The sequence below is a fragment of the Planococcus donghaensis genome, from assembly GCF_001687665.2.
Lineage (GTDB): Bacteria > Bacillota > Bacilli > Bacillales_A > Planococcaceae > Planococcus > Planococcus donghaensis.
The window spans coordinates 1,414,606-1,428,481 of the sequence record NZ_CP016543.2 but is presented as its reverse complement, the minus strand read 5'-3'; the positions used below and the strand labels follow the sequence as shown (position 1 = coordinate 1,428,481).

General features: G+C 40.1%; 14 protein-coding genes. All 14 read right to left on the bottom strand.

All coding sequences use genetic code 11. The features are described from left to right. Positions 1 to 8: 8 nt before the first annotated feature. Complete coding sequence (locus BCM40_RS07135) at positions 9 to 362, bottom strand: diacylglycerol kinase family protein (protein ID WP_065526539.1); 354 nt, start codon at positions 360 to 362, stop codon at positions 9 to 11. After that, positions 349 to 831 carry an rRNA maturation RNase YbeY gene (gene ybeY, locus BCM40_RS07130; RefSeq protein ID WP_065526540.1) on the bottom strand — a complete coding sequence of 161 codons (483 nt, stop codon included), beginning with the start codon at positions 829 to 831 and terminating at the stop codon, positions 349 to 351. The genes BCM40_RS07135 and ybeY overlap by 14 nt, the downstream gene beginning before the upstream one ends. 14 nt (positions 832 to 845) lie before the next feature. Then, complete coding sequence (locus BCM40_RS07125; RefSeq protein WP_065526541.1) at positions 846 to 2,966, bottom strand: HD family phosphohydrolase; 2,121 nt, start codon at positions 2,964 to 2,966, stop codon at positions 846 to 848. A 168-nt stretch (positions 2,967 to 3,134) separates the two neighbouring features. After that, on the bottom strand, positions 3,135 to 4,094 hold the full coding sequence (locus BCM40_RS07120; protein ID WP_065526542.1) for a PhoH family protein: 960 nt from the start codon (positions 4,092 to 4,094) through the stop codon (positions 3,135 to 3,137). Between the two features lie 230 nt (positions 4,095 to 4,324). Next, complete coding sequence (locus BCM40_RS07115) at positions 4,325 to 4,810, bottom strand: hypothetical protein (RefSeq protein ID WP_065526543.1); 486 nt, start codon at positions 4,808 to 4,810, stop codon at positions 4,325 to 4,327. 30 nt (positions 4,811 to 4,840) lie between these two features. Beyond that, positions 4,841 to 5,827: a flotillin-like protein FloA gene (gene floA, locus BCM40_RS07110; RefSeq protein ID WP_065526544.1), complete on the bottom strand. Its 987-nt coding sequence runs from the start codon at positions 5,825 to 5,827 to the stop codon at positions 4,841 to 4,843. A gap of 4 nt (positions 5,828 to 5,831) precedes the next feature. Continuing rightward, a complete protein-coding gene (locus BCM40_RS07105; protein WP_156851271.1) occupies positions 5,832 to 7,157 on the bottom strand; it encodes an NfeD family protein in 1,326 nt (441 codons plus the stop codon). A 227-nt stretch (positions 7,158 to 7,384) separates the two neighbouring features. Then, entirely contained in the window at positions 7,385 to 7,558 is a 174-nt protein-coding gene (gene rpsU, locus BCM40_RS07100) for a 30S ribosomal protein S21 (protein ID WP_008431605.1), read from the bottom strand. A gap of 95 nt (positions 7,559 to 7,653) precedes the next feature. Next, positions 7,654 to 8,322, bottom strand: coding sequence for a deoxyribose-phosphate aldolase (gene deoC / locus BCM40_RS07095; RefSeq protein ID WP_065526545.1), 669 nt, complete (start codon positions 8,320 to 8,322; stop codon positions 7,654 to 7,656). Positions 8,323 to 8,390: 68 nt separating this feature from the next. Next, a complete protein-coding gene (locus BCM40_RS07090; RefSeq protein ID WP_065526546.1) occupies positions 8,391 to 9,128 on the bottom strand; it encodes a 16S rRNA (uracil(1498)-N(3))-methyltransferase in 738 nt (245 codons plus the stop codon). Positions 9,129 to 9,140: 12 nt separating this feature from the next. Continuing rightward, complete coding sequence (gene prmA / locus BCM40_RS07085; protein WP_065526547.1) at positions 9,141 to 10,082, bottom strand: 50S ribosomal protein L11 methyltransferase; 942 nt, start codon at positions 10,080 to 10,082, stop codon at positions 9,141 to 9,143. A gap of 125 nt (positions 10,083 to 10,207) precedes the next feature. Further along, complete coding sequence (dnaJ, locus tag BCM40_RS07080) at positions 10,208 to 11,320, bottom strand: molecular chaperone DnaJ (RefSeq protein WP_065526548.1); 1,113 nt, start codon at positions 11,318 to 11,320, stop codon at positions 10,208 to 10,210. A 108-nt stretch (positions 11,321 to 11,428) separates the two neighbouring features. Next, positions 11,429 to 13,255: a molecular chaperone DnaK gene (gene dnaK / locus BCM40_RS07075; RefSeq protein WP_065526549.1), complete on the bottom strand. Its 1,827-nt coding sequence runs from the start codon at positions 13,253 to 13,255 to the stop codon at positions 11,429 to 11,431. A gap of 21 nt (positions 13,256 to 13,276) precedes the next feature. Continuing rightward, on the bottom strand, positions 13,277 to 13,876 hold the full coding sequence (gene grpE, locus BCM40_RS07070) for a nucleotide exchange factor GrpE (protein WP_065526550.1): 600 nt from the start codon (positions 13,874 to 13,876) through the stop codon (positions 13,277 to 13,279).

Below are 13,876 nucleotides of genomic sequence, written 5' to 3'. Positions count from 1 at the left end.
CTACGAATTTAAAACCATTTGGGTAAAAATATTATTAATCCAATTATAGCACTTGCCGCTGCAAATACCAAAACCGCACCTGCCGCCATATCTTTTGCTTGTTTAGCAAGCGGATGAAGTTCAGCCGTCACCAAGTCGACGACCCGTTCAATAGCTGAATTGACCATCTCTAATGCGATCATGCCTGCGATTAATAAAATGATTACTAACCATTCTGCGTATGACAAGACCGTTAACCACCCTGCGATTACAACAATGATCGCGGCTATAAGGTGAAAACGAATATTTTGTTCACGTTTTAAAGCTGTCCCAATTCCTTGAGCTGCAAACCAAAAAGAACGGAAAAACCTACGCGCCGTCATGGTTATCACGCCTGATGCCGAGAGAGACTAAAATCTCCTCCTGGCGAGAAAACATCTTTTTTTCATCTTCTTCGGTCATGTGATCATAGCCCAACAGATGTAAAAAGCCATGGATCGCTAGAAAGCCTAGCTCTCGTTCAAAAGAATGACCAAAATCTTCAGCCTGCTCTTTTGTCCGATCTAAAGAAATAATGATGTCACCCAACATGCGCGGTTCTTGTGAACCGATAATCGCTGTTTCTCCTTCTCCCATTTCTTCCATGGCAAACGAAATGACATCCGTCGGTTGATCTTTCCCGCGGTATTCACGATTAATATCACGAATCATTTCATTGGTGACAAAAGTCACGGATACTTCAGAATCCGTGACTTTTTCTTGCTTAGCAGCATGCTCTAGTATTTTTTTGACAAAATCCAATTCTTTTTGATCTAAACTTTCTGTTTCATCCATAAAATCAATAGCTATCATAACAGTTCCTCCTGTCAGTTGGTTTCTTTCGGATACTCAATACGCGAATGGAATATTCCATTCAATGTATCACACATTACCTCTTTTACTTTTTTTAGTTCTTTTAAAGAAATATCACATTCTTCGAACTGCCCATCTTTTAGTTTATCCTCTACAATCGAATCTACCAATTTTTTTATCTTTTCTGATGTTGGCTCTTTCATGGATCGCACTGCTGCTTCTAAACTATCCGCTATAGATATAATGGCAATTTCTTTTGTTTGCGGCTTCGGACCTTCGTAGCGGTAAGTATTTTCATCAACATCGGGATTGGTTTCTTTTGCTTTGTAATAGAAAAACTTCAATAGGCTCGTCCCGTGATGTTGCGCAGCTACATCAATAATTTCTTTTGGCATTTTATGCTTTTTCAACATTTGTGCCCCTTGTATGCCATGTGCCAAAATAATATCCCGACTTTTCTCAGGAGGCAACCGGTCGTGTGGATTTTCGATATTAACTTGATTCTCGATAAAAAACTGTGGGTATTTTGTTTTGCCAATATCGTGATAATAACACCCAACTCGCGCTAATAGCCCATTTGCTCCAATCGCTTCACAAGAAGCGTCCGCCAAGTTTGCTACCATCAAGCTATGATGATAAGTTCCCGGTGTTTCCATCAAAATTTTCTTTAAGAGCGGATGATTCGGATTGGATAACTCGATCAAACGCATTGTAGACAACATTCCAAATGCCGATTCAAAAAATGGCAGAAACCCAATTGCCAATGCTCCAGATAATAATCCTGAGACTACAGCAGCCGAAAAATAAAAAGCAATTTCTGACCAACTGTATTGTGTTTGCCCTAATAACAAATAAAAAGCAACAAACAATGCGTTAGCGAACGCTACTGCTAAACTTATATGAAGTAACCGTCCACGTCCGCCTACTCGATCGATCAAATAAATCGCTGTTAATCCACCAAAAAGAATATAAAACGCAACGTCTACTTGTAAAGTAGCAGAATAACCACTCGGCAACATTAAACCTGCTGCTGCACTAACAAAAATAGTAACGTATACAGCCGCTCGTTCATTGACTAGTAAACACACTAGCATGCCGGCTAATGCTGTAGGAAAGAAAAAAGAAATGACTAAATCGAAATTATTGCTAATCGCAGACAGTAACTTCATCAATATTAATGATATAGAAGTCGCTACCATTACAACAAGCATCTCGGTTATTTTGTGTTCATCATCTTTTTTTGATCGAGAAATAACGATAAATAGCAGCCCTACTGCAATAATAACGAAAATAAACAAGCCTAGTAACGGTTTATAATTGAGTCGCTCTTCAGTCATTCCAGCTAGTTCTAACTGACGGTATACTTCCCGGTCAATTACTTGGCCTTCTTGAACGAGAACTTGTCCTTGTAATATACGTGTTGGTTCAACACTATTTCGAATTTGTTCTACTTGCTTAGCTGTTAACTCTTCATTGACTACTTCGTTTGCAATTATACCAAAACGCCCAATAGTCACTGCCGCTTGGATAATGTCGTTTGGAATTGTTTCATTGCGGCGAATTTCTTGTTCAATTTCTGTTCGATAACGCGCCACTTCTTCTACGCGAATCGATTCGTTTAAAGACGATTCCAATAAATTGTTTAACTCTTTTTGCACATTAAGTAAGCGAGCTTCTGATAGAGACAATAACGAACTTAACATATCGTCTGTTAACCGCAGTCCGTTATCACTTGTTTCCAATAACCTTAAATCTTCTCGCAGTTTTTCAATCATTTCTTCTTTCGTTAGCCGATCTTCTTCTTGTTCAGGAGGAGCTTTCACCTCCAAAATATAGCCAAATATCGAGGCAACCAAAGCAGTTTGATTGTCCACAATCTCACTCATAAACTGGTAGCTTGGCGCAACTTCTTCAGTAAGCCGTTGCCTTTCTAATTCCGTTTTCACTGGATCTTCCACGGTTTTTTCAGAACGTATTGTTTCCTGTGATAATTGGAACAATTGTATATCGTATGTATCGCTTTGAACAGAATCCAGTAAAAAGCCGTATAAAATGATTCCTGTTAACAACATGCCGGCCATCATTATTTTTCGATAACCTAGTTTTTCAAAAAGATCTCGTGCCTTTTGACGCATCTTATTCCACCCCACATTTCCTAGTTCCATCATAACAACTAAAGAAATAGTTTTCACCGTGTTTTTTTCTAATAATTTGAAATTATGTCCGTATATACGAGCAGTAGTACATTCCTCTTGTTCTTATTATAGAAAAAGGTGCAGGGAAAATAATCCCTGCACCTTGCTTTATGTTGGTTGATTTTCATAGGCATCAATAATTTTTGCTACAAGCGGATGACGAACCACGTCGCCACTTTCAAGGTATTGAAAATGAATATTTCGCACACTTGATAAAATCGTTTCCGCGGCAATTAATCCAGATTCAGCACCACGCGGCAAGTCTATTTGTGTTTTATCACCTGTAATTACCATCTTTGATCCAAACCCTAGACGTGTTAAGAACATTTTCATCTGCGCTTTTGTCGTGTTTTGCGCTTCATCTAGAATGACAAACGCTTCATCCAATGTTCGTCCTCGCATATAAGCAAGAGGCGCAATTTCGATGGTCCCACGCTCGATAAAACGATTGGTTTGTTCAAGCCCTAACACATCATGCAACGCATCATATAATGGGCGTAAATAAGGGTCTACTTTTTCTTTTAAATCGCCTGGTAAAAACCCAAGACTTTCGCCCGCTTCTACTGCTGGTCTTGTTAAAATGATTTTTTTCACGTGACCATTTTTTAAGGCTTGGACAGCTAAAACTACCGCGAGATAGGTTTTACCGGTACCAGCAGGACCAATTCCAAAAACCAAATCTTTGTTGCGAATCGCATGAATGTAATGTCTTTGTCCGATGGTTTTAGCCCGAATGGTTTTACCGTTGGCATTACGCGCGACTTCTACATCATAAAGTTCTGCAAAATATTCAATTGTGCCATTTTTGGCCATTTCAATTGCTGAGACAATATCACGTTGGTCAATATTGATATTTTTGCGAATAACCCGCAATAATTGTTCTATTAATAATTTCCCCGTTTGTTTGTCTTCCTCAGAACCAGCCAATTTGATAACTTCTCCACGGGTAATAATTTGAATATTAAAAGCTTCTTCGATTAGCGTTAAATGGCTATCTGATATCCCGAGCAGCTGTACCGCTTCATTTGGGTCTTTCACATGTAATTCTAGTAGGTTATTTTCTGTCATGTGGACGCTCCTTAGGATCGAGTATTTACTGCTAATTTCACTCTATCATTAAAGATAATCACTTGTAAAATATTTGTTCTGCCCATATTTAGTGTGAAATTTTTACCTTTTAACGAAAAATCTTTTTACTTTTAAATTTACCGTGAAAGAAATTTACTAAAAATCGTTTAGTTTACATAATAAAATTATAAATAATAAAAAATCAGTCAGTTTTCACTGACTGAATTTTATTAACGCTTTGACTTTGGCGGCATTAAAATTTCCGCCATAATAATCCCTCTTCTAACGTCTTCGTTGCTAAGTGGCAATAATTCCTCAGAAGTTTTTTCTACTTTAGGGATTACAGGTTGATTGCGGATTGACCTTGCTTCGCTTAACGATGCACGGCTTTGTGAATGACTAGATGTAACACGACGCCCTATTTCTTCACGGGCTTCACGAAGAGGCGTACGATCCACAACTTCTGCTGCTTTTTGCTTTGCCTCTTCTAAACGATCAGACCCTTGAGTTTTTTGATTTTGCAGTTCACCATAAATTTCCTTTGCATAATCTTCAACTCGCTTAAACCGGGTTTTCCCAGAACGACTTTCTCTTGTAGTGGATGGAGTTGTCGCAAAGGGTTTTACCGGCGTATCTCGTTTATTGGTATCTTTTTTATTTTTGTTAAAAAAAGCACTTACCGCCATGATGACCAGTCCTAATATGAGAGCTTCCACACGACAAACCTCCCTTAAGGCTTACGCCCATTATTTATTGTCGGATTTATCCGTGCCAGTTTTTGAAATAGAATCACGCATGCTCGTATCGGCTTGAATATTTTTGTAGTTGACGTAATCCATAACGCCGATATTGCCGTTGCGTAGAGCTTCAGACATTGCAAGTGGTACTTCTGCTTCTGCTTCAACAACTTTCGCTCTCATTTCAACAACTTTTGCTTTCATTTCTTGTTCGCTTGCAACCGCCATCGCACGTCGTTCTTCAGCTTTCGCTTGAGCAATTTTCTTATCTGCTTCTGCTTGTTCTGTTTGTAGTTCCGCTCCAATGTTTTTACCGATATCAACGTCTGCAATATCAATAGACAGAATTTCAAACGCTGTCCCTGAATCTAGACCTTTTGATAACACGGTTTGAGAAATTAGATCTGGGTTTTCTAAAACTTTTTTATGGCTTGTGCTTGAACCAAGTGTTGAGACAATCCCTTCACCAACACGGGCAACAATTGTTTCTTCTCCAGCACCACCGACTAAACGATCGATGTTTGCGCGAACCGTAATACGCGCTTTTGCTTTTACTTCAATTCCATCCATTGCTACACCGGCGATAAATGGTGTTTCAATCACTTTCGGGTTTACAGACATTTGAACAGCTTCTAACACGTCACGACCTGCTAGGTCAATCGCTGCTGCACGTTCAAATGGCAATTCGATATTGGCACGATGTGCCGCGATCAATGCGTTAACAACACGGTCAACGTTACCACCAGCTAAGTAATGACTTTCTAATTGGTTAATAGTCACAGTTAACCCTGCTTTTGAAGCTTTAATCAATGGGTTTACAATACGTGACGGAATTACTCGACGTAATCTCATCCCAATTAATGTAAAGATACTGATTTTTACGCCTGCAGCTAATGCTGAAATCCATAACGTAATTGGTACAAATGTAAAGAATATTGCCAAAATAACAATGATACCAATGATTGCTGCGCCCAAACCTATTGTTTCAAGTCCCATTCTCTTATTCCTCCTCTTGTTTATCCAGCTCACGCACTACAATTCGCGAACCTTCTACCTTGATAATCTTAACATTTTTCCCACTGTCGATAAATCTACCTTCAGAGACAGCATCGATTCGCTCGTCCTCTAGCTGAATTGTACCTGATGGACGGAGTGCTGTCAGTGTTCGTGCAATTTTACCGACAAGTTCTGGACGATTTGTCGTCGATACATAACCGCTTGCTGTATCGGTGGCGTCCATCAAAATAATGCGCTTGAACAAACTCAGTCGTTTTCCAAAAAACTTCACTACGATCACCATCCCTACTGTTGCTACTATCATTGCTATAAGTACTGCTATGGCGGTGGTTTTCAAGTCTCCTCCCGCCAATAAAATACTACCTAGAATAGCTGCAACTCCCAAAAATCCAGCTACCCCACCCGGTATGATAAACTCGGCGACTAATAGCCCGAAACCAATAACCAATAAAATGATGGATTCGTAACCTGCCAAGCCAGCCACTAAATGACCATAAAAAAACAACAGTAAAAATACCATTCCGATAAACCCTGGAACTCCGACTCCTGGCGTGAATAGCTCAAGTAGCAAGCCGAGTCCTGCAATTGATAATAGAATGGGCACGATAAACGGATTTGTTAAAAAGCGAGCTAGACTTTCTGAAAACGTTTCGTCAATTGTCACGATTGTTGCGTTCTCAAAATCCTTTACTCCAAGAAGTTCACTTAAAGAACTAACGGTCCCTTCCGAATACCCAACTTCTTCAGCTTCTCTCGCATTTAAAGTTAATAATTTCCCTTTAGCTGCACCGACTTCTGGAAGGTCTATTGATGCATCCGCCATTGCTAAAGCATATTGGGGATCTCGGTCAGCTGTTTGTGCTGCACTTTTCATGGAGGACAGCCAAGCACTATTTGCTTTATCAGCTGCTGCATTGCCCGCCTGATTGATGACTTGCGCAGCTCCCATACGTCCGTTCGGGTGCATGTAAATTTCGTCAGTATGCAATGCGAGAAACGCTCCAGCAGACAAAGCATCTTGATTAACAAAAGCCAATGTTTCTATATCTGTTTTGTTTAATAGACGAGCAATGCCGTCTGCTGCATCTACAAACCCACCCGGTGTGTCTATTTCAAATATTATGGCCTCGGCTCCAGCATCTTCCGCTTCTTCAATTCCCCGTTCGATAAAAGCCTGCAATCCTCGTTCCACTTCGTCTTCGATCGGGATTACGTACACCGTCGAAGTGTCAGCTTGGATAGCTGGGAGCATCAGTAGAAACGACAATAGCAAAAGTCCAAAACCTATAAAGACTTTGACTTTGCTCAACAGGATCTCTCCTTTCGCATTTCAAATTTCTTCTATATTTATATATACGGTTGAACCGGGAAGAAGTTTCAACCTATTATACATCTATTATAAAGGAAATCTTCCACAATAACGAAAGAATGCGCTTACTTGTGTGACAATTAGAAAAACCGCCAACACAAGATTGTGTTGGCGGTTTTCGCTGGTCGTTCATATTTTTTAAAAGTCTATATGCTTCTTAAAGTCAATTAAAATTTACGTTTACGCGCAGCTTCTGATTTTAGTTTACGTTTCACGCTCGGCTTATCATAGTACTCGCGCTTTCTTACCTCTTGCATTGTTCCAGATTTAGAAACAGTGCGTTTGAAGCGGCGAAGAGCATCTTCAATCGATTCGTTTTTACGAACTGTAGTTTTTGTCATCTCTTTTTCCCTCCCTCCGAACACACGTTGAAGCGAAGAACAACAAGTGTTATATACTCAAAAATTATATCGTATTCTAAGTGAAAGGTCAACAGTTAATAATCAGAATCTGCTGTAAGTCCTTGCATGATTTTCACGCCAGAACTTGCGCCAATGCGCGTAGCTCCTGCTTCGATCATCGCTTCCACATCTTCCAAGCTGCGTACAGCACCGGACGCTTTAACACCCATTTCAGAGCCAACTGTTTGACGCATCAATTTGACATCTTCAACTGTCGCTCCTCCTGTTGAAAAGCCAGTAGAAGTTTTGACAAAATCCGCTCCAGCTTCTTTAGATAATTGGGAAGCGGTTACTTTTTCTTCGTCCGTTAACAAGCACGTCTCAATGATAACTTTAACAATTGCTTTGCCTTTTGCAGCATTAACAACTGCTTCAATATCTTTTTTCACGTGATCTGTATTGCCGCTCTTTAACGCACCAATGTTTAACACCATATCAATTTCTCCAGCGCCTTTAGAAATAGCATCCGTTGTTTCAAAAGCTTTTGTTTCAGGGGTAGAAGCGCCTAACGGGAACCCAATAACTGTACACACTTTCACTTCACTATTCGTTAATTCTGCAGCTGCTTTTTCAACCCAAGTTGGATTTACACAAACAGAAGCGAAATTGTATTCTGCTGCTTCTTTGCATAACTGCACTACTTGGCTTTCAGTTGATTCAGGCTTTAATAACGTATGGTCGATATAAGATGCAATGTTCGTCATTTTTAAAAATCCCCATTCTATATAGAAGTCGTTTGTTCTTCCAGCTAATTTCTACAAATACTTGATGTTTACTCGAATTCGCAAGAAATAGCTGACAGTGCATATAAAGGCGCAGTTTCAGTCCGTAAAATGCGTGGACCAAGAGAAGTGAAAATAGCGCCAAAGTCTTTTAATGATTGTACTTCGGCATCAGAAATTCCACCTTCAGGACCAAAAACAAATAACACTGAATCTTTATCATACAATGATTTTACAATTTCAGCAAACCGTGTTCTATCGCCTTGTCTTGCCTCTTCTTCATAAGCTACAATGACTGCGTCATATGATTCCGCTTTACTTAACAACTGTTTAAAACTATGAATGTTTTGAATTTCGGGTATATGCGTTCTATGCGATTGTTCCGCTGCTTCTTTCGCAATTTTTTGAAGGCGGCCGACTTTTTTATCGCTTTTCGCATTGTCCCATTTCACAATAGAGCGTTCTGCAGAAAACGGGATGAGTGCATACATACCCAGTTCCGTCGCTTTTTGAGTTATTAAATCAAGTTTGTCACCTTTAGGCAACCCACATGCAATTGTAATTTGTTTCGGAAGTTCTACTTGTGATTCAATTTTGTTGCCTATTTTTATTTCTACATCAACTTCTGTAGACACTATTTTTGCTTGGAATGCTTGTTCTTCGATCACCGCAATCAATTTGTCTCCAACAGTTTGACGCATAACTTTGGCGATGTGCTTTGCATCATCGCCAGTTATTGTCACTATTTGATTTCCAGGCATTTTGCCTTCTATAAAATATCGTTGCATCGTGGCACCCCGTTACTCCGGTTTTTTTGAAATGATGGTAACCCAGTCTTCCATCATCATGACGTCTTCAATAATAAAGCCAGATTCTTCAAGAGCAGTCTTTACATCATTTTTCTTCGCTGAGATGATACCTGATGTAATATAAACTCCACCGGGTTTCACAATAGTAAAGGCATCATCTGTAAATGACATAATAACTTCTGCCAAAATATTCGCCACCACTACGTCACCAGGCTGATCAACTTTATCTGTCAAATTGCCTTCTTCAACCGTCACAACATTTTGAACTTTGTTTAGTTTAACGTTGATAGTTGCAGATCTAACTGCCACTTCATCCAAATCTAGTGCATATACTTCTTTCGCGGACAGTAAAGCTGCTCCAATTGCCAATACTCCAGAACCTGTACCGATATCAATAACACGATCTGCTGGTTTAACCATTTTCTCTAATGCTTGAAGGCTCATTACAGTTGTTGGGTGCGTCCCTGTACCAAAAGCCATTCCAGGATCTAATTCAATGATTAACTCGTCGCTCGAAACGGGGTTATACGTTTCCCATGTCGGAACAATTGTAAAACGTTTAGAAATTTTCACAGGGTGATAGTATTTTTTCCAAGCTGTAGCCCATTCTTCTTCATTTACTTCGCTAATTGTAACTTTGTTTTTGCCTAAGTTAATGTCGAATGCAACTAAATTATTTATTGCCAACTTAATCGCCTCTACTGTTTCGCCTAAAAAACTATTGACGGGCAAATATGCTTTTAAAATAACACCATCAACTGGAAAATCTTCAGGATCTAGTGAATAAATCTCACCAAAGCGATCTTCGCGCTCTTTTGTTAAATCCTCTGAATCCTCAATAACGACTCCGCTCGCGCCTGCTTCGTGCATAATATTAGAAACTGCTTCAATTGCTTCGTTTGTCGTGTGAATCGACAGTTCTGACCATTTCAATAGTGCCCAGCTCCTTTTCCGCTTTTACAGTTAGTAAGACTCCTGCTCACGCAAGAGTCTTCTGTTTGTAAAATTGAATTGCTTTAGCTGGCGATGAATAAAAGAACGTCCACCATTCCCAGCTTTTATGAGTCGCCTTTAATTGTACGTTTGATTTTTGCAAAAAGCGAACTGCTATGTTCTTCTGGAATATCTCCACTAATTTCAGCAAATTCACGTAATAGCTGCTTTTGTTTGTCGCTAAGTTTTGTTTGTGTTTTTATGCGAACAACAACATGCTGATCGCCAGTTCCGTACCCGTGGACATTTTTAACACCTTTGCCCTTCAAGCGGAAACGTGCTCCACTTTGTGTACCAGCTGGAATTTTCAACTTGACTTTTCCTGATACCGTTGGCACTTCAATTTCATCACCTAATGCCGCTTGAGGATACGTGATTGATATCTCTAAGTAAATGTCATCGCCTTCGCGCTGGAATTGCTTATGTGGTTTTACGCGGAATACGACATATAGATCTCCTGCTGGCCCTCCGTTAACACCTGGTCCACCTTGACCTGTCACACGTAATTGCTGACCATCATCAACACCAGCTGGGATTGTGACTTTGATTTTGTTAATTTTGCGGACTTTTCCTTGGCCGCGGCAAGTTGTACATTTTTCTTCAATAATTTGTCCTGATCCTTCACAGTGTTGACAAGTTCGACGATTAACCATACGGCCAAAAGGTGTGTCTTGCGTTACATTCATCTGACCCGAACCTTCGCAATACGGACACGTTTTTTTCTTGGTGCCTGGTTTAGCTCCAGAGCCATCACATGTGCCACAAGTTTCATCTTTAGGAATTTCAACTTCAGCTTCTTTACCAAATACAGCATCCATGAAATCGATTGTCATCGAATACTGCAAATCGTCTCCTTTACGAGGTGCGTTCGGGTCACGACGTCTTGCCCCGCCACCAAAGAACGTACTGAAAATATCGTCGAAACCAAAACCATCTGCTCCGCCACCAAAGCCTTGGTTTGGATCTTGGTGCCCAAATTGATCGTATTGTGCACGTTTTTGTTCATCACTTAATACTTCATAAGCATCTTTAACTTCTTGGAATTTCTCAGACGCATTTGCATCTTTGTTAATATCTGGGTGGAATTTTTTCGATAAAGTCCGGTATGCTTTTTTAATTTCTTCTTTGGAAGCAGACTTGGATACTCCCAGCACTTCATAATAATCTCGCTTGTTCATAAGTCACTCTCCCTTAGCAATCAATTGTAATTGTACACGGTTTAAATCCTCGTTGCAAAGACATTGAAAAAGCCAAAGCATGTTGCTTTGCTTTGACTTTTCAAGGTATTACTTATTGTCGTCGTTTACTTCTTCAAACTCTGCATCGACTACATCATCGTTATCAGAACTTGCATTTTCATCTTGTCCAGCTTGTTGAGCTGCTGCTGCTTGCTCGTAAGCTTTCATAGAAAGACCTTGCAAGATTTCTTGAAGTTTGTCTTTTTTCTCACGGATGTCTTCAGTGCTATCTGATTCTAATGCCGCTTTTAGTTCGTCGCGAGCATCTTCCGCTTGTTTTTTCTCTTCTTCAGTAACCACTTCACCAAGGTCTGTGATTGTTTTATCCGTTTGGAAAACAGCTTGGTCTGCTTCGTTGCGAAGCTCAACTTCTTCTTTCACTTTTGCATCTGCTTCAGCGTTTTCTTCTGCTTCTTTGATCATGCGTTCGATTTCATCATCAGATAATGATGTGTTCGACTGAATTGTGATCGTTTGTTCTTTTTGTGTTCCAAGATCTTTCGCTTTAACACTTACAATACCGTTTTTATCGATATCAAAGCTTACTTCGATTTGTGGAACGCCACGTGGTGCTGGTGGAATGTCCGCTAATTGGAAACGACCAAGCGTTTTGTTAGCTGCTGCCATCGGACGCTCACCTTGTAATACATGAATATCTACAGCTGGCTGGTTATCAGCAGCAGTTGAGAATGTTTGTGATTTTGAAGTTGGGATTGTTGTGTTACGCTCGATTAGTTTCGTGAACACGCCGCCCATTGTTTCAATACCAAGAGATAATGGAGTTACGTCTAATAAAACAACGTCTTTAACGTCTCCAGTTAATACGCCACCTTGTACAGCTGCACCCATTGCTACAACTTCATCCGGGTTAACGCCTTTATGCGGATCTTTACCAGTTTCTTTTTTAACGGCTTCTTGTACAGCTGGAATACGAGTAGATCCACCAACCAAGATTACGCGGTCAAGTTCAGAAGCTGAAATTCCAGCATCTTTTAATGCTTGACGAGTAGGTCCCATAGTGCGTTCTACTAATGAAGAAGTTAGTTCGTCAAATTTCGCACGGCTCATTGTAATTTCCAAGTGAAGCGGTCCTTCTGCTCCAGCAGTGATAAATGGCAATGAAATTTGTGTTGAAGAAACACCTGACAAGTCTTTTTTCGCTTTTTCTGCAGCATCTTTTAAGCGCTGAGTAGCCATTTTGTCTTTAGACAAGTCTACGCCGTTTTCTTTTTTGAATTCTTGTACTAAATAATCGATGATGATTTTATCAAAGTCATCGCCACCAAGACGGTTATCGCCGGCAGTTGATTTTACTTCGAATACGCCATCGCCAAGTTCAAGGATTGATACGTCAAACGTACCGCCACCTAGGTCATAAACAAGAATTGTTTCATCTGTATCTGTTTTATCCAGGCCATATGCTAAAGCTGCAGCAGTTGGCTCGTTAATAATACGTTCTACTTCAAGACCCGCAATACGTCCAGCATCTTTAGTTGCTTGACGTTCTGCATCGTTAAAGTAAGCAGGAACCGTAATAACAGCTCTTGATACTTTTTCGCCTAAATATTCTTCAGCATAACCTTTAATGTATTGTAAGATCATTGCAGAAACTTCTTGAGCTGTATACTCTTTGCCTTCTGCAGTTACTTTTTCTTCTGTACCCATTAAACGTTTAATCGATTGAATTGTGTTTGGGTTTGTAATGGATTGACGTTTTGCTACTTCGCCGACTTGGCGTTCGCCGTTTTTGAAAGCTACAACAGAAGGAGTTGTACGGTTACCTTCTGGATTTGGAATAATTTTTGGTTCGCCGCCTTCTAATACTGCGACTGCTGAGTTTGTTGTACCTAAATCAATACCGATAATTTTGCTCATTTTTGAATTCCTCCATTAATTTTATTCGTTTACTTTTACCATTGCAGGACGTAGAACTCGATCTTTCAGGATATAGCCTTTTTGCAATTCCTGTAAAACCACTCCCGGCTCTGCAGAATCATCTTTTTCTTGCATAACAGCTTGATGGAAATTCGGGTCGAACTGTTCACCGACCGCTTTAATCTCTTCCAAACCTTCACGGTTTACCGCTTCAAGTAAAGATTTCTGCACCATTTCAATGCCTTTTAGCAACGAAGCAGATTCTTCACTTTTCGTTGTTGCCGACATTGCACGTTCAAAATTGTCTAAGACCGGCAAAAGGTCTGCTAGCAACGATTGTGAACGGAATTTATTGGCAATTTCTTTGTCTTTTTGAGTGCGCCTTTTGAAATTATCATAATCGGCTAACAGGCGCAAATATTTGTTTTGCTCTGCTTCAAGTTGCTTACGAAGCTCTTCAACTTCGTCAACTGGTTCAGCCTCTTCTTCAACAGGAAGGTCAGTTTCTGGCGTTTCTGTATCCGCCGTTTCTGACTGTACTTCCGATTCAGCCGCTTTTACTTCAACTTCTTCGGCAACTACCTGTTCGTCTGTTTTTAATGACTCATTTTTTTTTGGCAA